Source organism: Nitrosopumilus sp. b3 (assembly GCF_014078525.1).
Taxonomy (GTDB): domain Archaea; phylum Thermoproteota; class Nitrososphaeria; order Nitrososphaerales; family Nitrosopumilaceae; genus Nitrosopumilus.
In genome coordinates this window covers 164691-185070 of sequence record NZ_MU078696.1, presented here as the reverse complement: position 1 = coordinate 185070, position 20380 = coordinate 164691, and the positions used below count along the sequence as shown (strand labels likewise).

The following is a 20380-nucleotide window of genomic DNA, read 5'->3' as shown; positions in this document are numbered from 1 at the left end:
AATGGTTACAAATTTTGTTTCAGATAAGGCAAAAATTGGTGAGAATGTTCAGATATGGCATTTCTCATATGTAGGAGATAATGTAGAGATTGGCAATAATGTCAAGATAGGTTCTCTTGCACACATTGATTATGATGTAAAAATAGGTGAGAATACAAAGATAGAAGGGCAGGCATACATTCCACCATTGTCTAGAATTGGAAAGAATGTTTTCATTGGTCCTGCAGCTGCACTAACGAATGATCCATATCCAATGTGTGATAAAATGGTAGGAGTGATAATTGAAGACAATGTAATAATTGGTGCACGTGCAGTAATCAAAGCAGGAGTTACTGTAAGAAAAAATAGTGTTGTTGCAATGGGGGCAGTAGTAACTAGAGATGTTCCTGAAAACTCAGTTGTGATTGGTTCGCCTGCAACCATTAGATATAGTAGAGAAGAATACGATAAGAAGCAGAGAGAGTGGAAAGAAAATTAAGATTTAATTTCTTTTCTAAAAATCCAGTTTTTTAATTTTGCCAAAATTAGAATCCAAACTACAACAAGTACTAGAGCAATAATAGCTTTAATGATTGATGAAATGAAAAGATCTAACTGACCAAATCCAGAAATTGAGATTGGTCCTAAAATTGTAACAAGAATTCCACCACCAAGTAGAATCAAAATCCACATTGCAAACAAAAATCCATACAAGTCAGATTTCATATGGACACTCCCATCAAAAATGCAGTAATAATTGCCAAGATTCCTGAAAATATGGCTAGCCTGAATATTGCAAATCCAACCTGTTTTTCAGTAAGTGGTCCTCCAGCAAGAATTAATCTGACCAAAGTTACAGGAGCTGTTTTGTCATCAGTTGCTTTTAGTTTAAAATCATCGGTATGCTCTACAGGTTTCCCCTTTACTTGTCTGTGTTCTACTATTCGTTTTACGCTTGAAAGAAACAAAAACGAGTTGATAACAGCAGGCAATAGTGCAACAGCTGCTATAATTTCAACTCCTCCTACAATAGCAATTGCACCATACATTGCACCCAAAGTTAATGCGCCAGAATCTCCAGGAAATATTTTACTTGGTACTTTATGGTATTTGTAAAATGCCAAGGAAACAAATCCTAATGGCAAACTAATAATTGCAATTTCATAATTTTGTATCACAAACAAGCATACTGACAAGGAAAAACTTGCGATAACCATAAAGCCACTAGCAACTCCATTTAGGACATCAATTGAATTTATTGTGTTTCCAGTAATTGGAATCATAAAAATAATCAAACCAAGATATAATGCAGGAATTTGAACTGTACCAAATATAGGAAAAGCAAGATCTGTATCATAAACACCAAATGCAATGATTGGAAGTGCAGCGATTGCAAGTGCTACAGGTTTGAACCAACCACCCATGACTTTTCTGTCATCTACATATCCTATTAGAAAAGCTGCAAATGTTGTAATGATTATTGCAAGAATTTCATTTAGTTGTAAAAATGCATAAAGAATAATTTCTGACGCAATTATTCCTGCAATAATCGATATCCCTCCAGGTCTTACAACCATTACATCTTCTTTTTTATTAACATCTTTTACTGCAAAATTTCTTTTTTCAAGGAATTTAATTAAAGGAGGAGTCGTTACAAAAACTACAAAAAATGCAACAATACAAGAGACTGATGCTGGCAGTATTAATTCAATCAATTATCTAACCTTTCGTAACTCTGCCTTTATGTTATCCGCAATGGTTGAACCAATTTTATCAATCTCTGCCAATTTATTCACAGGAATTTTTGACAAATCATCTAAATTCTTTATTCCATGTTTGTATAGAATTCTAGCTCTTACCCTTCCAATTCCTTTAACTTTAACCAAATCAAGTAATTCCCTCCGAATTCCATATACAATTCTTGTTCGTATATCAGCCAATTCATCAAGCAAATCAGCTCTCTCTACGTGTTTTGAAATCTCTCTTAAGCAATATGTAAGCCAATTAGCATTTTCAGCCATTCTATGCATATCTCCAGACTCTATTCCAAGGCTATCAGCGAGAGATAATTCTGAAGACTCGGTAATCCATGACTGCAAGGCCAAAAGGCTTCTTGAACAGTCATATTCGGAAATTGGCTCTAGGAGTTCTGAAGAATTATTTTCTATCATCAAACTAGCTGATTCATAGTCTTTTTGTCGTAGTGAAAATTTTGGAAAAAATTCATTACAATTTGAAATTAAATGTAAAAATCCAAAAGTATGATTTCTTTCTTTTGATACATTTTCAATTGCATCTCTAAAATATGTTGCAGTTAAAGGATCAATATACAACATCGATGTCTTTTTTCCAAATTCAGTAGCTGCATATCTTTCTCCTTTTTTGATTATCAGATATTTGCTAGAAAGAAAGCGCAAAGAAATATCAATTGCAAATTTCAATGTAGGTTTTCTTGATTGCAATCCCCCCAAGGTTTGCAAAAAGAATTCCAAAATTTCTTCTTTTTTAATTCCCGGATGCGTTACTATTACACTAAGAATATGGGTTCTCAAAGATTTATCATCAGTTATCTTTGAAACAATTGGTTCTGGTTCTCCGTTAATGTAATATTCGATAAGATCTTCAGTGTTTCCGTTTCCAACAATGATTGATTCACCATAATCGTCGTATTGAGGCCTGCCAGCTCTACCACATAGTTGTTTGTACTCCAAGATGCTAATTGGTCTATTTGCTCCAACCTTTGCATTATATCGATTAATATTTGAAATTACAACTCGTCTTGCAGGAAGATTAACCCCTGCAGCTAAAGTTGGGGTAGATGACAATAGTTTGATTGTTCCTTTACGGAATTCAGTCTCTATTATTTCTCTACATTTTTGATTCAAGCCTGCATGATGAAATGCAACTCCTTTTTTAACAAGAACTGCTAAAGTTTTTACTAATTCAGTATGTTCATTTTCAGAGAGAATTTTTTTTGATGTTTTTTCTAAATCATTTAATTCATTTTTTTTTAAAATCTGAAAAATTGCATCAGCAGCCTTTGTTGCTAAGGATTTTGAGCGAGTTCTAGTTTCGGCAAATACTAGGGATTGACCCCCTTGTTGGACTGATTGCACGCCTAAATCAATAGGAGTTCCACGTAGACTACGGTCAACTTGAAAGGTTTTACCATCACTCATAGTAACCTCTCCTCCATCACATACACCTTCAGAGAGAGGTACTGGTCTCCAGTCATTTTTTACTAGTTTACAATTTAGCCAATCTGCAATCTCGTCAGAATTTGTAATTGTAGCACTAAGACCTACAAGTTGGGGTTTTGTCTCCAAAAGTTTTAGCTGAGTCAAAATCATTTCAAGCGTTGGACCTCTGCTTTCATCTCCTATCAAATGTACTTCATCTGAAATTACTAGACCAATTTCTTCAACCCATTCTATACCATGTCTAATAATCGAATCCATCTTTTCATTTGTTAGAATCAATACGTTACTTTTCTCTAGATTTTTTTCAATATTTTCAAAGTCACCAGTAGAGATTCCAACTTTGATTTTTTTACCTAATGATACTTTTTCTAATTTTTTAAATTCAGAAAACTTTTCAGCAGCAAGTGCTCGTAATGGACTAAGATAAACTACCTTTCCACCATTTTTTGAAAGATAACTAATCATTGCAAGCATTGCAATCAGAGTCTTTCCACTTGCAGTCGGAGCAGATACTAGAATACTTTTACCATCTAACAATCCAGACTTTACACTGTCAGCTTGTGGAGGGTATAATTTTTCAAAACCTTGTGATTGTAAAAAATCAATTGCTGATTTTGGAAGATCTAATTTTTCAATTTTCATACTCGGTTATAGTGACCGGGTTTTGATTCATAAATAGATGCTTCTCTGAGCATTCTTCGAATATAGTTTCTTGCTTCCTCTTCAGTGAATTTTTCGCTCTTTTCAAGTTCTTGAACAAATGTTCTTTCTTCTACTGGAACTTTATTGTCACCTTCTAGACTTTTTAGCACATCCATGAATAGTTGCATCTTTGAGACCTCACTTCTTGGCTTTCCTTGTAAGACACCAAGATCGACCTTTCCAGTATTGACATCAACTCCTGCATCTTGAAGCATGCTCTGAATTAGGAAGATTGCACGCTCAGCATCTTCTTCTTCTACCTTATCTTTCATGAGTAGTCTTGCTCTAGCAGTAGAGAGTCGAATAATTCCTTCTAACTGCCTTGGAGTTACAGTAATCATTTCTTCAGACTCTACATTTCTCATCTGGAGATAGTATGATAGAATTTTCTCTTCTGCTTCTTTTGTTAATTCAGGAATTCCACGTTTTGCATATGATAGATATTTTGTAAGTAAATCAACTTCAATAACAGATTTTTTATCGGTTCCCTGTGTTGTGTTTCTTTGAATAATGTGTCTTGCAATCTTTTCATCTCTTTCTTTGGTTGGAATATCTCGTACAACAAAGATCAAGTCAAATCTAGTAAGTAATGGAATTGGCAAGTTTACATTTTCTGTGATATTTTTGAATGGATCATATTTTCCATACATTGGGTTTGCAGCTGCTAAAATTGAAGTTCTAGCATTTAGTGTAGCAACTATACCTCCCTTTGCAATGCTTGCTGATTGCTGCTCCATGACTTCGTGCAGGGCACTTCTATCTTCAGGTTTCATCTTGTCAAATTCGTCTATACTTACAAGACCTTGATCACCAAGCACTACTGCACCAGCTTCCAACATCATAATTCCTGTTTTATCACGTACTACAGCAGCTGTAAGTCCTGCAGCAGTTGAACCTCTACCAGAAGTATACAAACCTCTAGGTGCAATTCTTGCACAGAATTTTAGCATCTCACTTTTTGCAGTACCAGGATCTCCAACTAGAAATACGTTAATGTCTCCCCTAATCTTACTTCCATCACCAAGTAATCTCTGATTAGAACCTACAATTAGTAACAAAATGGCTTCTTTGATTAAGGCTTGTCCTTGAATGTGTGGTGCAAATGAATCAATCAGTCTTTGATATACATCAGAGCTCTGACCAAGAGATTTGATCAGTTTTTCTTCTTCAGGTGAAATTTCTTCTCTTCCAATTTTTCTATCAGTTTTGGAACCACGTCCACTCAAAAATTCAATATTATTTCCTTCAATTCTTAATCGATATAATCCACTATGACCCCTCTGAATTCCTGCTACTGATTCTTGCTCTACTCTCACAACACCTGTAAGAATAATTCTATCACCAGGCCTCGAATTATCTACTAAATCCTGCCTAATTGTGACATCAATATAGTGAGGAAGTTGTCCTGGAGGTAAATCTTCAGGAAGTTCTTGCAATCTAAGAATTTGAAAATCAATAAACTTACTTGCTTCAGGTTTTAATTCAAAGTCACGTTGTTTACAATTTGGGTTATCACATACAACTGGAATTTTTACATCCATGCCTTTTAGTTGAATTACTTTGGTAGTATGTTCATCAGGACATACAAAGACTAATTCTTTTGCTAGTGGTTTTACTTCAGATGCTCTAACTACCATTCCGGAAACACTAGTGATATGTCCAATTGTCTCAGCATTGATTTGTCTCAAACTTCGTTCTAATGGAAAATTAATTAATCTTACACGAACTTCATCTTTGATTTTTTCAGCATAATCAGGAAATCTTGTTTGTAGAGCTTCTTTGATGGCTCTAGAAAATGCATCAAATATCCTATCAGGGTTTGAAGAGAAAATTACTTCGATTTGTGGTTCTACTACCAAATCATTATAATCTACGATGATGTATTTGGTATTCTTTGGCATCATCTCATCAATTGCGTCTACGTACTTGTAGACACCATTCTTGTCTTTGAATCTAGTTAGAAATTCTTTTACTTTATCAGATAAAGCAGAATCAGTAAAAGTACTAGTTTGTTTGGTGCTCATTTATGCCTCCTGTTATTTGTTTTTCAAATTCTTTGCTGTTATCATAGATAGTTTTGTAGAAAATATTTTCTTCAACGGTAAGTTTGTTGTATAATTCAGAATTAAGTTTGATAGAGTCTGCCATCTTTACGAGTTTACCTCTTCGCATTCTAAATAATTCAAGCATCATACTTTCAACTTTATCAAAATCATCACGATTCAATTCTTTCAATGATTCTCTTAATTTAATGTAAAAGTGCGGATCAAGTGTTGATATTTGATATTCTCCAACCATCTTTTCTTTTGATAGTGCTTGTTTTAATTCAGTAATCATATCAGGAGAATCTAATACTCCCAAATTATTGTCAGATAGAATCTTTCCAACCCACTGAGGGATATTGTTTGTATCACCCTGAGTTGCTTCAATTTTTACTCCAGTAACATTAAACTTAAAATCCTGATTTACTGTAAATTTAGCATCCTTTAGGCGGTATCCAATAGAATGAACTTTTTCAACTTTATCAATTTCCATGCGAGATCACTTATCCTCTTTTAGATCCTCAAGTATCGGATCGATCAATTCTGTTAACAATTTGGTGAGATCAATTGATCCTAATTAATTTCAGGCTGATCGCAAGAGAATTGACCAGATTTTGATTTTAAGATATGGTATGATACTATAACCAATTCGGATTTATTAATGGGGATTAGCCCTTAGGACTCATGTTGGATAGTGGAATGTGGGTTGAAAAGTATAGGCCAACAAAACTATCAGAAATTGTAAATCAAACTGAAATTATTGGTAGTTTGGAGGCATTAATCAAAGATCCAACTGATATGCCACATCTGATGTTTTCAGGTTCTGCTGGAGTTGGAAAGACAACTGCTGCATTATGTATCGCAAACCAAATTTTGGGAGAAAATTTCAAAGATTACACGTTAGAGCTAAACGCATCTGATGAGAGAGGAATCGGTATGGTTAGAGAGAAAGTAAAGAAATTTTCAAGATTTGCTGGAATGGGAGAAGTTCCATTCAAGATAATAATTTTAGATGAAGCAGATGAGATGACTGCAGATGCTCAAACAGCACTTAGAAGAATTATAGAAGACACTGCAAAATATTGTAGATTTATTTTCATTGCAAACAACATATCAAAAATCATCGATCCAATTCAAAGTAGATGTGCTACCTTCAAGTTTACAACAATTCCTGAAGAGGATCTTATCAAAAGATTAGAAGAGATTGCAAAAAAAGAGAAAGTCAAATTTGATAAAAAAGGACTCAAGGCAATTTATGATTATTCTGAAGGAGATATGAGACACGCAATTAATTTAATGCAAGCAACTGCTAGTCTTGGAGGGATTACCGAGGAGTATGTCAAGAGTTCAGCAGGTCTGACTAAAACCACTGATGTAGATGATGTTCTAAAGATTGCTTTATCAGGCAAGATCGGAGAAGCAAGAGAGAAGATGATTGAGTTAATCAAGGTTTATGGAATGTCAGAATCAGATTTTCTAAAATATCTCAACTCGGCTGTTTTCAAATCAAAACATAAAAAATTATCAGATATTTTAGAGATTATTGCAAAATATGATTATAGAGTCCTAGTTGGTGCTAATTCTGAAATTCAGCTATCAGCAATGCTAGCAGAACTTGGAAAAATAGAAAATTAAAACGCAGAGAGAGGGATTTGAACCCCCGTATGCTTGCGCACACAGGCTCTCAAGGCCCGCGCCCTACCGAGCTAGGCGACCTCTGCGAAAACTCTTCGATAGAAGTGATTAAAATTTGTTGATGTAGAATAGAAAAATAAGAAAAAAGAAAAAATTTCTTTAATCGTGTGCGTGTGGGTTTTCAGAACCAGATTTCATAATTACATATGTTCCGGCTGCTTTCTCGTGCCATTCTTGGTTAGCTGATTCGATACGAATAGCTCCTTCAGGACAGATTTCTTGACATGCCATACAAACAGTACAATCGTGTTCTCTGATTGGTTGTGATTTGTCCGTATAATCTAATCTTTCATCTTGTTCTGTTAGGCCAGTTCCTTCAAAAGTTTCTCCCAATACTTTTTCTGCTGGAATATCTTTTTCGGTTCTGTACCATTGGAATGTTTGAACTGGGCATACACTCATGCATGAACCAGCTGCTACACAAGAATCCCAATCGACTGCAACAGTAGTTCCATGAATTCCAAGAGGAACTTGTTTTTCTCCTCGAGCTTCATAGGCTGCTTTTACATCTTCATTTGAGAATGCTGCACCATCAGTTCTTCCCTCACCCCAAATCCAGTGGAAATTCTCACCATCTGCATGGCTTGTTTTTCCTTTTGGTTTTACATCGTTGTGACAAAAGTCTTCGGGTATTTGTAGATCTACCATAAACAGACTACCTCAAAATATTATTTAAATCTAGATATAATTAGTCGAGACTAAATAAAAAATAAAATAAAAATTTTTAGATATAATCGGGTCTTGAAATTCTAAAGGGTTTTGGCAGCTGCTTCATGTTTTTCAACATTTGATTGATCAACTTTGATTGCTTGAGGTGGACATACAGATACACATGCCATACACCAAATACAATCATGTTCTCTAATTGGATCTGCCTTATCAGTTAGATCTTTTCTTTGATCTTTTTCAGCTGAACCAGTTCCTGCAAAAGTTTGACCAACAACATCTTTGGCTGGAATATCTTTTTCAGTTCTATACCATTGGAATACTTGAACAGGACATGCTTCAATACATGCTCCATCTGCTACACATGAATCCCAATCTACTGCAACCATTGTTCCACTAACACCAAGAGGAACATGTTCTTCTCCTCTTGTAGTATATGCTGCTACTACATCAGAATCTGCAAATGCTTCAGCTGGTGAACCATCAGTGTTCTTTTCTTTACCTGGACCCCACATGATATGGAAATTTCCATCATCGAGATTTACTTTTCCAATAGGCTTTAGGCCTTCTGGGAAATTTTCTGCTATTGGCATGGTTTAATTTTTCAGGGTTATTATTTAAAGCTAGATAAGGTAAATTATGGATTCACAGTAAAAAATCGATCTACTAGGAATGATTTCCTTACGTTCATAACGCTGAACCATCAATTCTCTGGATATGGATATTATCAAATTTGATGTATATCGTGGTCCTAACATTGGGGTTTACACTAGAGTAAACGATAGTGTAATTTTACTTCCAATGGGATATGCACAATCAAAAGCAGACAAACTTGCAAAACATCTTGATGTGGAATGTCTATTCATGTCAATTGCAAACACAAGACTAATTGGATCATTATGTGTAATGAATAACAAAGGAATACTTATTCCGAAAACTGCATATCAAGATGAATATGATTTTCTAAAAAATGAAACGGGATTAGAAATAGGAGTTCTTGATTCAAAATTATCTGCCTTAGGAAATGTAATTTGTACAAATGATAAAGGAGCAATTGTTTCTCCATGGTTATCTTCTCAAGACTGTAAAAATATTTCAGATGTTTTAGGGGTCGAAGTAATTCAGAAAAAAATTGCAGGTTTTAATCAAACAGGTTCTGTAATGGTTGCAAATAATTCTGGTGCTGCCATCCATCCAGAAGCCGACGAGGAAGATATGAAGACATTTTCCAATTTATTAGGCGTAAAAATTGAGCAATGTTCCATTAATAATGGAATTCCATATGTTGCATCAGGGATATTAGCAAATAATCATTCCATAATTGTTGGATCACTAACCACAGGTCCTGAAATTATGATGTTGACTAGAGCTTTTCTAAATTAAGAACAGATTTAGGATCTTCTGTCAATTTCTCTAGCGGAATTGTCCCTTCTGTCCCATTAACCATATCTTTTAGAACAACATTTCCTTCTTCAAGTTCATCAGGTCCAACTATAATTGAAAACTTTGCATTGTTTGCAATATCCATTTGCTTTTTCAGATTCCTTCCTGCCAAGTCAATATCAGTGGGGATGTTATTGAGTCTTAATAGTGAGGTTATGGAATGAGCGACTTTTTGCATTTCCTCATTGATGTATAATACTGCAACTCTTTTTTGGAATATTTCTGGAATTATTTTTTGCTCTTGCATTGTAAGAATAATTCTCTCAACTCCACCTGCGACTCCAGTTGCACCAATATCTTCTCTTCCAAATGCTTTAGTTAGTGTATCATATCTACCACCACCTGCTAATGCTCCTAATGTGGAATTTTTATCAAATACTTCAAAAACAGTTCCTGAGTAGTAATCTAATCCTCTAACTATACCAAAATTAATTCTAACATTAGAAACACCTCTATTTTCAAGTGAATCAAATAGTTGTTTTAGTTCATCCCAGGAATCTAATTGTGTTGTATCAAATAATTTTTCAACTTCTGAAATTGTTCCTTTAATTTGTGAGAACTCTAGAATCTTTTCTATTTTTTCTGTTTCGTATCCTTTTGCTTGAAATTCTTTTAGAATTTCGTCTTTTGATTTTTTTGCAATTTTATCTACTGCTCTCAAAATATCAGCTACTAGTTCAGATTCTTTTGAATTGAAAATTTTGTTAATGTAAGACTCTACTAGATTTCTATGATTAATGTCAATTGTAATTCCTTTAAGTAAAAGTGAATCAAATAGTCTGGAGGTCAATTCAATGATTTCAGCTTCTGATTCAATTGAGGGTTTTCCATATACCTCAATATCCCATTGATGGAAATATCGATATCTTCCCTTTTGTGGCTCATCATATCTGAACACACCTCCAAAACTTGAGAGTTTTGCGGGTAGTTTCATAGATTTTTGCGAAGCTGCGTATCTTGTCAGACCCATTGTGAAATCAAATCTTAATGCGACTTCTCTGTCCCCCTTATCTTTAAAATAGTAAATTTCATCTCTAATTCCTGGACCTGACTTTGTTTCTAAAGTAGATAGTAGTTCAATTGGAGAAGGATCCATGAATGAGAACCCATACAAATTGGAAAGTTGCTTGAAATGATATCGAATATGTTCAAGATTTGCATTTTCTGCACCCTCAAAATCTTTCATCCCTCGTGGTAGTTCCAAGATGATTCTTTCTCAGATGGTTGTGATTTAGATATTTCTGTGAGAATACCAGTTTTTTAAAGAGATTTTTTCTAAGAAACTTGTGTCTATTGAGAAAATTACTCTTGCAAAGGATTTGGAAGTTTGTAGAATACTAAATGGAATGTGGCAAGTTGCAGGAGGCCATGGTCAGATTGAGAAGGATTTAGCGATTGCAGATATGATAGAATATCATAATTCAGGATTTACAACTTGGGATTTGGCAGACATTTACGGTCCTGCAGAATCATTGGTAGGAGAATTTAGAGAAAAAATTGACAAAGCTAAATCACAAGCATTAACAAAATTTGTTCCAAATCCAGGTCCAATGAGTAACAGTATTGTCACCCACTACATTGAGCAATCATTAAAAAAAATGAATACTGATTGTATTGATTTACTTCAATTTCACTGGTGGGATTATAATGATACAAGTTATCTTGATGCACTTCATCACTTGTCAAAATTGCAAAGCGAACAAAAAATCAAACATTTGGGATTGACAAACTTTGATACTGAGAGAATTAGAATAATGATTGAAAATGGATTTCATATAGTATCAAACCAAGTTCAGTTTTCTATTTTAGATCAGAGACCAGAAAAAATAATGATACCATTTTTTGTTAAAAACGGGATAAAGATTCTAACATATGGAACTCTGTTAGGGGGATTCTTTTCTGAAAAATATTTGGGAGTAGATGAACCACATAGATCGGAATTAACTACATCTAGCTTACAAAAATACAAGAATATGATAGATATTTGGGGAGGATGGCAGTTATTTCAAGAATTACTTTGTACCTTGGATGAAATTGCAAAAAAACATCAGTGCAGTATTTCAAATATTGCTACCAGATTTGTACTTGATAAACCTCAAGTTGCAGGAGTAATCATAGGAGCAAGGTTAGGAATTACTAATCACAGAAATGACAATGCCAAAGTTTTTGATGTGAAATTAGATAATGATGATATTTCATTGATTAATTTAGTTACAGTAAAATCAAATGATTTGTTTGAGAAAATCGGGGATTGTGGAGCCGAATACAGGTAGAAAAATTCATCCAAACTATGCAAAACTAGGCAGTTTTTTTAAAACTTTATTTTAATATGTTCGAGTTTACAGAATTATTTTAGAAATATGCGAAAAGAACTCATAATTGGAACAGGTGTTGGAATTCCCCTCATAATTTTAATGATTTTCATAGGCGGAGATGGTCATTCATCTTTTGATTTAGGAGAGTCAGAGATAACTCCAGGAGATCCAAAACAAATTGAATTAGAATCACCTCATAGTGAACAATCTTCATTAGATTGTTCTGGTACTGCTCAATGCTTTGAGGGTACAGTTACTAAAATTATTGATGGCGATACAATCATAGTAGATGGTCAATCAATTAGATTTTCATTATCTTCAGCTCCTGAACTAAAGATGTTTGAAGGTCAGGATTCAAAGAAGTTCATAGAAACGATTTGTCCAGTAGGATCTAAAGTTTTGGTAGATGAAGATGATGGACAAGTACTTGGAAGTTATGGAAGAATGGTTGGTGTAATAACATGCAATGGTATAAATCTCAATTCAGAATTGCTAGATGCTAATTTAGGATATCTACAAGACAGATTTTGTGATTCAAGTGAATTTGGAAAAGAATCTTGGGCCCAAAAACATGGATGTTCAAACTCTGGTTCAGAATTAGAGAATTCAAATAATAATCCAGAACCTGCCAAAAGTAATTGTGATACGTCATATCCAGACTTTTGTATTCCATCCAGTCCACCAGACTTGGATTGTAAAGACATTGAGAAAAAGGGATTTACAGTTTTACAGCCAGATCCACATAGATTTGATTCAGACAAAGACGGTATTGGTTGTGAATCCTAAGGGATTGTAAAATTACCATGCTTTCTAAATTTCTGTATGGATATATATCAGAAAATGCTATGAAGTGATATCCTTCAAGAATCCTGTTAAGAGAAATATTTGCAGGCTTGAAGAAAATTAATTTTAAATAAAATTTTTCAATTAAATGGGATTAAATGGTACAAAATAGAATTTTTTTAAAAATGAAAAAGAAAGATTAGTTAGTAGGAACAACAATTCCTCTATCTATCATCTTAAGAGCAGTATCTGCTTTGAGACACATTGGAACTCCGTTTGATGCTTTCATTACAAGGCTGAAACCTTCGCGACACTCGACTTCTGCAGCATCAATGCCTGCAGTAATTTGTGTACGTGGTGAAATCCATGCTAATTGCATGTCTTTTGCCTTTTGAATGAATTCTTCTCTAAGTTGTTGTTTTTCTTCATCAGTCATTTCAGATGCTTTCTCACGAAGTTCTGCCTTGAATGCTTTCATGTCAGATAATCTGTCATGAATTGCTGATCTTCGCTCATCAGAGATTTTGATTTTGACTTTTTCCATGTGATCTTTGAACTTCATCTTTAGTTCTGATTTTTTCTCATCAGTCAATTCACCGTATTTTTCTCTGTATTTCATCTTGATTTCTTCACGTTTCTCATCTGAAATTTCATGTTTGTCCATGATCATTGCCTTGAGTCGTGGAGACATATCAGACATTCTGATTCTCTCAGAAACTTTGTCTTTCATGTGATCTTTTAGATAGTCCTCTCGCTCTTCAGGTGTCATATCACACCACTTTGAAGCCTTTTCTACAAATTCTCTATCAAATGTTGCAGTTGCAAGCTCAGCGTTAGTCATTGAGCAGTATTTCTTAAAATCCATATGTGAGAATTTATCCATCATATGATCTTTGACAACATCTTTCATGTGATCAGTTTTGTAATCAGCTCTCTCTTTGGGTGTCATATTACACCATTTTGAGATTCTATCAAGTTTTGCAACATCGGTAATTTCAGCTGCTCTGTCAGATTCTGCCATTGAACATAATCTATCATAATCCATATCAGTTATTTTATCATGAACTTTATCTTTCATGTAATCACGGATGATATCTTTATGCTCTACAACAAATTTGTCAATTTCATTTTCTCGGTCATCCTCAGATAAATCACAGTAATTTTCTAATCTATCAGAAAATTGTGCTAATCTCGGATGGTCTGCAAAGAATTGACGTTTTTCATCTGTAGTCATATCACAGAAGTGCTCTAGTCTGTCATCAAGATCTGCATGTCTGTCATACTTGTTGTCTCTATCGTCTTCTACTTCTATTCCATCATCATTGAACTCATCTTCAAGTTCCTCAAACTCGGAATTAAAGTCGTCTTCAACATCATCTCTAGCTAGAACAACATCGAAAATGAAATCATCAAGTGCATCATCACGCTCTTCTTCATCTACAATATCACAAATTGCAGAAAGTTTTTCGTCATATTCTGCCATATCTGGATAATCAGTGAACAAGTCACGTTGCTGTTCAATGTTCATTTCACAAAAGTCTTCTAGTCTATCTTCAAGATCATCTGTATCAGCAAAGGCTGTACTACCGGCAGTTACTCCAGTAAACATGATCAGTGAAAAAACAACGCTTAGAAGTTGTGTACTTTTCATTACGCAAATTCTCTATTTTTGTATATAAAGGATGTCGGTCAATATCATAGTAAGTATTATTACAAATGAGACAATTTTTGAATAATTCACGCCTAGAAAATATAAGTTTGGTTTAGTAGAAAAATAAAATGCTCTAAACTCAAATTAGTTTTGAAAAAAGATTAGTTTGTGAATATTTCTTTTCTTGGTTTGATGATAATTTTCTTGTGCTTAAGAAAAAGAAAATGGTTTTGTAGAGGGAATCAAGGTGACTTAAATCCTTGGGAATTAATCTAGATTGAGATCCAAAGATGGTGTAGTTTTTGAACACGCATTTTGTTAAGTAAAAAAATTTTAAGGTAAAATCATGAAATTAATTGGACAAACAAAACTACCACATGGAATTGTGTATCATTATTCAAACAGCAGCGGATACATAGAATCTTGTTTTATTGAAAAAAATACTCAGTAGAATTTTTAATACAACAAATTTAATTCAATACTATTGAAATCAATTGAATCACTAAACAAAAAGATTGTAAGATGCAAAAAATGTCCAAGACTAACAGTCTACATTAGAGATGTTGCAAGAAATAAGGTTAGACGATTCAAAGATGAAAAATACTATGGTAAGCCACTATCTGGATTTGGTGATGTAAATGGGAAACTACTCATTGTTGGTTTGGCACCGGCTGCACACGGTGGAAATAGAACAGGTAGAATGTTTACAGGTGATTCATCTGGAGACTGGGTGGCAAAAGTAATGCACAAACATGGATTTGCATCTATTCCTACTAGTCAAAATATTGATGATGGATTGATACTCAAAAATGCGTATATTACCGCAGCAGTGAGGTGTGCACCACCACAAAACAAACCAACCCGAGAAGAGATGGACACTTGTTTTGGTTTTTTGGAGCAGGAAAGAAAGATTCTAAAAAATATTACAATAGTTCTCTGTCTTGGAAAAATCGCATATGATGCAACTTGTAAATTATACAAGGTAAAACCCGAAAAATTTGGGCACAATAAACTATTCAAATACGACACCATAAAGATCATCACATCATATCATCCTTCAAAGCAAAATACACAAACAGGAAGATTAACTTGGGTGCAATGGTCTGCAGTATTTGCAAAGGCAAAAAAACTTGTAATTTCTTGAGTTAACATTCCTAGCAAAAAATTAAAATATTCAAAATTCCCTTACAGTAAAAATGGCATCAGGTAATGGGTGTTCAAGATGCAATCCGGAGCACGATGGTGATTTTTACAGATTTTGTAAGTGCACTTGTCATGATAAAATTGCAAGAGAAATAGCAGACTAGAAATAAATTAAATAAAAATCACAACTTTAGATTTTTTTTAATCAGTATTTTCATAGAGTTTTTGGATTTGCTCGATAGTTTTAGGATCTAATTTCTCAAATATCTTTTCTAATTCTTTTTCATTTAACTCTTCATCATGGTATAACATCTGTGTTCTGATATAATTTTGGAATTTACCTGATTATAATTATAGATTACAAACAATGTACTAAATACTCAAAAAAGTATAGTTTTTACAATTTTCTACAGCCCATGAAATTCAGACCACTGATGCTCTAGTTTGTAAATGACTTTCCAACCAAGCCTATCGATGTTTACATTTGGCTCTGCAATAACTAGTAAGATGTATCTTCCAAATGGAAAACTCATCATCACAACTTTTTCTCGCCTTGAAGAAGAATATTTGACTCTGCCTAAATTTGCATCAAATCCCTTTCTGTTTGCAACTCTGTGTGCTAGTTCTTGAAATGTCTGTCTTCGTCTTGCATCATTTTCAAAAGGGATTACGCCTTCCTTAAAATCTCCTGCAATTAATTCCCCTTTGCAATCAATTAAACCACAATATCGAATTTCAGGCTCAGCCAAAATATCTTTGATTTTATTTTTGATATCCTCAATTGAAAATTTCTCATTTATCATATTGGATTAGATGTGGTTTTGTGTATTTAACACAATTAGACAATTAGCAAAAATGATTCTAAAATTTATAATGGAAGATAGTACAAATCACGAATTATTGTACATCTGTATGATAAAATAATTGATAATAAACAAATGTTAAGATTTTACACGGAACTCTTTAAATTTTATTTTTGCACAACTAGAATAACGAGGTCTATCATATCTGCCGAAATTCAAAAAGAGAAATTTGAGGAGGTGGACAGATAGAAAAAAAGGAAAACACGAAAAAAGATGGAAGCGTCTAGAATTCGTAGTTTTCCAGTTTACCTCGTTTCCTATTTCGTAACAAATCATCTAATAGATTTTAAAGTAAATACTTAGTTGTAACATCCAAAATAATGTGAAAAAATGTCAATGCAACAAATGTGATTGTCCAAATAAAATCAAGGAGTTTGGTCACAGATATGAAGAGGAGAATGCTATTGTTGAAGCTGAATTTGAAAATGACGTAGATAAAGTCAAATTAATCATCAAAGAGATTTATGATTCTTGTGAGAAAGGGCAATATCAAGGCCAGCCAAATTCCTAAAAAATGTCTAATTATTTATCTACGTTCAATGTAAGAGTAGCATGAATGATTTATTCTATGGAGTAATTTTTACAATTTTTTTGTTTTCATTTCCTGTAGCACTAGCTCAAGAATATCATGATCTTGGAGTGAAAGTGGATATACTAGCTGACAACCTCACTATTCCATGGAGTATTGATTGGTTACCTGATGGAACCGTTATATTTACAGAAAGAAACGGACACATCAGAATTATTGAAAACGGAAAACTATTGGAGGAGCCGATATTGTCACTTGGAGTTGGAGGAGTTGAGGGAGGAATGCTAGGAATTGCAGTGGATCCAAAATTTGAAGAAAATAATTTCATCTATCTCTATTATACATACAATGAATTTTTATCAACAATAAACAAACTTGTTAGATTTCAATTTATAGATGGCGAATTAACAGAAGATAAAATATTACTTGATGGGATTCCTGGCGGCCCATTTCATGATGGAGGAAGAATTCAATTTGGTCCAGATGATAAATTATACATTACAACAGGAGAAGCAGGAGATCCCAAATTAGCTCAAGATCTGAATTCCTTAGGTGGAAAGATTCTAAGAATTAATTCTGACGGAACAATTCCTAATGACAACCCATGGAAGAATTCTCCGATTTATTCAATTGGCCATAGAAATCCTCAAGGGATTGATTGGGATGAATCTGGGAATTTGGTTGCAACAGAACATGGTCCATCAGGATGGAGAGGAGTAGCCCATGATGAGATTAATGTGATAATTCCAGGTACAAATTATGGCTGGCCAGACATTATTGGTGATGAAACATTGGAGGGATTACAAAATCCTATCCTTCACACGGGGGATGATACATGGGCACCATCAGGCGCAGAGTTCTATTCGGGAGATAAAATTCCTGACTGGAAAGGGAAATATTTTGTGGCTACACTCAGAGGAAGTCATCTTCACATGATAGAGTTTGATTTAGAAAATAACTTGGTTTTATCCCACCAAAAACTATTCCAAGATGAATTTGGAAGACTGCGTGATGTGCAAACTGGACCTGATGGGTTTTTGTACATCCTTACAAGCAATCAAGACGGTAGAGGATTTCCAAATCCTAATGATGATAAAATTTTGAGAATTACTCCCATAAATGTAATCAATAGTTTTGAGGAATGTGCCGAATCAGGGAATCCAATATTGGAATCATATCCAAGACAGTGCAGAACTGAAGATGGCAAACATTTTGTGGAAATAATTTCTAAAATTCCTGAATGGGTTAGAAATACTGCAAAGTGGTGGTCATTAAATCAAATATCAGATAACGACTATTCATCAGGGCTCCAATATCTTTTAGAAAATAATATCATTTCAATGCCCTTTGGAATAATATTTGAAGGAGACTCTGAAGAAGAATTACCATCATGGTTACGAAAAGATGCTGGATGGTGGAGCCAGGGATTAATATCAGATGAAGAGTTTTTCAAAAACATTCAATGGATGATAAATAACGGATTCATCAAAATCTAGTCTTTAGGGATTTTACTTGATGGAATTGAAGGAATACGAATAAATACAAATTCTCTTTTCTTTCTGAAATTAAACATATCTTCCATATTTTGGAATTTTAATATAAACATCAAGTAGAAATTATTCTTAAATGAATTTGAAGAAAAAAATTTCTTACAAATTTAATTAATACTAGTTGAGATTTGTGATCTACTTTTTATTTAATGAATGCATATTGTATATCAGAAAGCTGACACAACATCCTATTGTCCAAATGCTGGTGATTGTTTACCGGTCTATGCATACAGCAAGGCTGAGTAAAGATTAATCCGCAACAGTCAGCTTTCAAATTTTTAAAAATACCACATAATCAACCATTATTATGAATATCAAAATAGGATGTACTGGGTGGGGTTATCAAGGATGGTCAGGTACATTTTATCCAAGAAATCTAAAGAGTCAAGATTGGCTCAGATATTATTCACAGATTTTTGAGATTACTGAAATAAACTCTACATTTTACAAAATTCCCTCTCAAGAGATAATAAGAAGATGGAATGCTGACACTCCACGGCATTTTAGATTTACAGCCAAATTTCCATCACTTATTACGCATGAAAAGAGGTTAGAAAAAGTAAATTCCGAAGTTTTTTCATTTTTATCTTCTCTTATTCCAATTCACGAAAAGGTTTCAGCCCTGGTTTTGCAATTACCACCATCCCTATCATTTGATGAGGCAAAACCAAGACTAGAAGAGTTATTTGATATTTTGCCTGATGATTTTTTGTATCCAATTGAAGGAAGACATGAATCATGGTTTTCAGATGAAGCACTGTCATATCTAAAACAAAATAAACACTGCCTAGTATGGAATGATGTTGCAGGAATAAACAATCCATTTCCAGTAACAGCAAATTATCTTTACGTTAGATTAATTGGAGATCGTTCCATTCCAGATTCAGAATTTGGTAAAGTTACAAAAGATAGAAAAGAAAAGATCACAGACTGGGCAAAGAAACTAGAAAGTATTCAAGACATTCCACTTGCAATGGTAATGACAAATAATCATTTTGAAGGGTTTGGTCCTGCTACTGCAAATTCTTTGCGGATGCAACTAGGAATGAGTGAGTTGATTTGGGAAGAGAAGAGACAAAAAACATTAGGTAATTTTTAAACAGAAATTCTTCAATAACTAGGGGAGCATTGAAGAATCTCTGCTATGCATCCAGCCAAACAATAGGATGTTACAAGTTATAGTACCTTTTTGATATTTAAGGCAATGATGCCATAGTGCTAGTGCCAAGTCCAATTGCCTCACCAAAATAATATCCTGATAGAATTGTTCCAGTAGACCAAACACATGAACCTCCAAATGTGTAAATAACAAATTTTGGAATTTTCATTTTTAATAATCCAGCTGGAACTGAAATCATTTCTCTCATTACTGGAACCATTCTTCCTAAAAATACAGCCTTGTCACCGTATTTTTCAAACCAAATCTCTACTCGCTCTAATTTTTTTTCAGATACTCGAACATATCGAAGATAACGGATTAAAACAACTCTACCTAGCTTTAATGCAATTAAGTATATTGCAGATGTACCTATAGTGGCACCTACTCCCCCAAGTAGAATCATAGGAATAAGACCAATTAGAGAGATACCTTGTTGAGATGCCAAGAATCCAGCAGTAGGAAATACTGCAAGAGTGGGAATTGGAGGAACAATAGTCTCAAGTAAGGCTGCCAAGAAGATTCCTTCGTAAAGATGCTCTCCTAAAAACTCTGCAATCCAGATAAGAAATGAATCAAATGGTTCCAATTGCTTCTGGAAATGAAATCTTACTAAATTACTTTCCGAGTGAAAACTATGATAGACTTAGTCACTACATGACA

At 34.0% G+C, this 20380-nt stretch carries 20 protein-coding genes and 1 tRNA gene; 9 read left to right on the top strand and 12 right to left on the bottom strand.

What is annotated here, in order from left to right:
• Position 1: 1 nt before the first annotated feature.
• Positions 2-478, top strand: coding sequence for an acyltransferase (locus tag C6990_RS07145; RefSeq protein WP_182129889.1), 477 nt, complete (start codon positions 2-4; stop codon positions 476-478).
• Here C6990_RS07145 and C6990_RS07140 read toward each other — a convergent pair.
• The 5 genes from C6990_RS07140 to C6990_RS07120 are packed head-to-tail and all read right to left on the bottom strand — an operon-like array spanning position 475 to position 6416.
• Entirely contained in the window at positions 475-705 is a 231-nt protein-coding gene (locus C6990_RS07140; RefSeq protein WP_182129887.1) for a hypothetical protein, read from the bottom strand. The genes C6990_RS07145 and C6990_RS07140 overlap by 4 nt on opposite strands.
• Positions 702-1694: an MraY family glycosyltransferase gene (locus C6990_RS07135; RefSeq protein WP_182129885.1), complete on the bottom strand. Its 993-nt coding sequence runs from the start codon at positions 1692-1694 to the stop codon at positions 702-704. The genes C6990_RS07140 and C6990_RS07135 overlap by 4 nt, the downstream gene beginning before the upstream one ends.
• Positions 1695-3821 carry a DEAD/DEAH box helicase gene (locus C6990_RS07130; RefSeq protein ID WP_182129883.1) on the bottom strand — a complete coding sequence of 709 codons (2127 nt, stop codon included), beginning with the start codon at positions 3819-3821 and terminating at the stop codon, positions 1695-1697.
• Positions 3818-5905 (bottom strand): minichromosome maintenance protein MCM, encoded by a 2088-nt coding sequence (locus C6990_RS07125; protein WP_182129881.1) that lies wholly within the window; start codon positions 5903-5905, stop codon positions 3818-3820. Before C6990_RS07125 ends, C6990_RS07130 begins: the two co-directional genes overlap by 4 nt.
• Complete coding sequence (locus C6990_RS07120; protein ID WP_182129879.1) at positions 5886-6416, bottom strand: DNA replication protein Gins23; 531 nt, start codon at positions 6414-6416, stop codon at positions 5886-5888. The genes C6990_RS07125 and C6990_RS07120 overlap by 20 nt, the downstream gene beginning before the upstream one ends.
• Positions 6417-6607: 191 nt before the next feature.
• On the opposite strand from C6990_RS07120, the gene C6990_RS07115 reads away from it, so the two are divergent.
• Entirely contained in the window at positions 6608-7558 is a 951-nt protein-coding gene (locus C6990_RS07115) for a replication factor C small subunit (RefSeq protein ID WP_182129877.1), read from the top strand.
• A 2-nt stretch (positions 7559-7560) separates the two neighbouring features.
• On the opposite strand, the gene C6990_RS07110 is transcribed toward C6990_RS07115, so the two are convergent.
• From C6990_RS07110 to C6990_RS07100, 3 genes are all read right to left on the bottom strand, one after another.
• Positions 7561-7644 (bottom strand) — tRNA-Ser (locus C6990_RS07110).
• A gap of 73 nt (positions 7645-7717) precedes the next feature.
• Positions 7718-8266, bottom strand: a complete 549-nt coding sequence (locus tag C6990_RS07105; RefSeq protein ID WP_182129875.1) for a 4Fe-4S dicluster domain-containing protein — start codon at positions 8264-8266, stop codon at positions 7718-7720.
• Positions 8267-8367: 101 nt separating this feature from the next.
• Positions 8368-8877: a 4Fe-4S dicluster domain-containing protein gene (locus C6990_RS07100; RefSeq protein ID WP_182129873.1), complete on the bottom strand. Its 510-nt coding sequence runs from the start codon at positions 8875-8877 to the stop codon at positions 8368-8370.
• Positions 8878-9001: 124 nt separating this feature from the next.
• On the opposite strand from C6990_RS07100, the gene C6990_RS07095 reads away from it, so the two are divergent.
• The gene (locus C6990_RS07095) at positions 9002-9667 is read left to right on the top strand and encodes a translation initiation factor IF-6 (RefSeq protein WP_182129871.1); all 666 of its coding nucleotides are present in this window, start codon (positions 9002-9004) and stop codon (positions 9665-9667) included.
• On the opposite strand, the gene hisS is transcribed toward C6990_RS07095, so the two are convergent.
• On the bottom strand, positions 9648-10931 hold the full coding sequence (hisS, locus tag C6990_RS07090; protein WP_182129869.1) for a histidine--tRNA ligase: 1284 nt from the start codon (positions 10929-10931) through the stop codon (positions 9648-9650). The two genes, C6990_RS07095 and hisS, sit on opposite strands and share 20 nt — an antisense overlap.
• An 82-nt stretch (positions 10932-11013) precedes the next feature.
• Between hisS and C6990_RS07085 the strand changes: the two genes are divergently transcribed.
• On the top strand, positions 11014-12000 hold the full coding sequence (locus C6990_RS07085; protein WP_182129867.1) for an aldo/keto reductase: 987 nt from the start codon (positions 11014-11016) through the stop codon (positions 11998-12000).
• An 87-nt stretch (positions 12001-12087) separates the two neighbouring features.
• Entirely contained in the window at positions 12088-12828 is a 741-nt protein-coding gene (locus C6990_RS07080; protein WP_182129865.1) for a thermonuclease family protein, read from the top strand.
• Between the two features lie 196 nt (positions 12829-13024).
• On the opposite strand, the gene C6990_RS07075 is transcribed toward C6990_RS07080, so the two are convergent.
• Positions 13025-14476, bottom strand: a complete 1452-nt coding sequence (locus tag C6990_RS07075; protein ID WP_182129863.1) for an ABC transporter substrate-binding protein — start codon at positions 14474-14476, stop codon at positions 13025-13027.
• 484 nt (positions 14477-14960) lie between these two features.
• Here C6990_RS07075 and C6990_RS07070 point away from each other — a divergent pair, with 484 nt between their 5' ends.
• Entirely contained in the window at positions 14961-15620 is a 660-nt protein-coding gene (locus C6990_RS07070) for a uracil-DNA glycosylase (RefSeq protein WP_182129861.1), read from the top strand.
• A gap of 406 nt (positions 15621-16026) precedes the next feature.
• Here the strand turns inward: C6990_RS07070 and C6990_RS07065 are convergent, their stop codons facing one another.
• A complete protein-coding gene (locus C6990_RS07065) occupies positions 16027-16422 on the bottom strand; it encodes a DUF6659 family protein (protein WP_182129859.1) in 396 nt (131 codons plus the stop codon).
• 382 nt (positions 16423-16804) lie between these two features.
• Between C6990_RS07065 and C6990_RS07060 the strand changes: the two genes are divergently transcribed.
• The 3 genes from C6990_RS07060 (at position 16805) to C6990_RS07050 (ending at position 19660) form a co-directional block, all read left to right on the top strand.
• On the top strand, positions 16805-16993 hold the full coding sequence (locus C6990_RS07060; protein WP_182129857.1) for a hypothetical protein: 189 nt from the start codon (positions 16805-16807) through the stop codon (positions 16991-16993).
• A 41-nt stretch (positions 16994-17034) separates the two neighbouring features.
• The gene (locus tag C6990_RS07055; protein WP_182129855.1) at positions 17035-18507 is read left to right on the top strand and encodes a PQQ-dependent sugar dehydrogenase; all 1473 of its coding nucleotides are present in this window, start codon (positions 17035-17037) and stop codon (positions 18505-18507) included.
• 361 nt (positions 18508-18868) lie between these two features.
• A complete protein-coding gene (locus C6990_RS07050; protein ID WP_182129853.1) occupies positions 18869-19660 on the top strand; it encodes a DUF72 domain-containing protein in 792 nt (263 codons plus the stop codon).
• Positions 19661-19757: 97 nt separating this feature from the next.
• Here C6990_RS07050 and C6990_RS07045 read toward each other — a convergent pair whose 3' ends face one another.
• Positions 19758-20306 (bottom strand): DedA family protein, encoded by a 549-nt coding sequence (locus C6990_RS07045; RefSeq protein WP_182129851.1) that lies wholly within the window; start codon positions 20304-20306, stop codon positions 19758-19760.
• Positions 20307-20380: the final 74 nt, after the last annotated feature.

Excerpts from the sequence above, each read along its gene's own strand:
- C6990_RS07145 (WP_182129889.1), top strand. The coding sequence starts at position 2 with ATGGTTACAAATTTTGTTTCAGATAAGGCAAAAATTGGTGAGAATGTT.
- C6990_RS07140 (WP_182129887.1), bottom strand. The coding sequence starts at position 705 with ATGAAATCTGACTTGTATGGATTTTTGTTTGCAATGTGGATTTTGATT.
- C6990_RS07130 (WP_182129883.1), bottom strand. The coding sequence starts at position 3,821 with ATGAAAATTGAAAAATTAGATCTTCCAAAATCAGCAATTGATTTTTTA.
- C6990_RS07125 (WP_182129881.1), bottom strand. The coding sequence starts at position 5,905 with ATGAGCACCAAACAAACTAGTACTTTTACTGATTCTGCTTTATCTGAT.
- C6990_RS07120 (WP_182129879.1), bottom strand. The coding sequence starts at position 6,416 with ATGGAAATTGATAAAGTTGAAAAAGTTCATTCTATTGGATACCGCCTA.
- C6990_RS07115 (WP_182129877.1), top strand. The coding sequence starts at position 6,608 with ATGTTGGATAGTGGAATGTGGGTTGAAAAGTATAGGCCAACAAAACTA.
- C6990_RS07105 (WP_182129875.1), bottom strand. The coding sequence starts at position 8,266 with ATGGTAGATCTACAAATACCCGAAGACTTTTGTCACAACGATGTAAAA.
- C6990_RS07100 (WP_182129873.1), bottom strand. The coding sequence starts at position 8,877 with ATGCCAATAGCAGAAAATTTCCCAGAAGGCCTAAAGCCTATTGGAAAA.
- C6990_RS07095 (WP_182129871.1), top strand. The coding sequence starts at position 9,002 with ATGGATATTATCAAATTTGATGTATATCGTGGTCCTAACATTGGGGTT.
- C6990_RS07080 (WP_182129865.1), top strand. The coding sequence starts at position 12,088 with ATGCGAAAAGAACTCATAATTGGAACAGGTGTTGGAATTCCCCTCATA.
- C6990_RS07075 (WP_182129863.1), bottom strand. The coding sequence starts at position 14,476 with ATGAAAAGTACACAACTTCTAAGCGTTGTTTTTTCACTGATCATGTTT.
- C6990_RS07065 (WP_182129859.1), bottom strand. The coding sequence starts at position 16,422 with ATGATAAATGAGAAATTTTCAATTGAGGATATCAAAAATAAAATCAAA.
- C6990_RS07055 (WP_182129855.1), top strand. The coding sequence starts at position 17,035 with ATGAATGATTTATTCTATGGAGTAATTTTTACAATTTTTTTGTTTTCA.
- C6990_RS07050 (WP_182129853.1), top strand. The coding sequence starts at position 18,869 with ATGAATATCAAAATAGGATGTACTGGGTGGGGTTATCAAGGATGGTCA.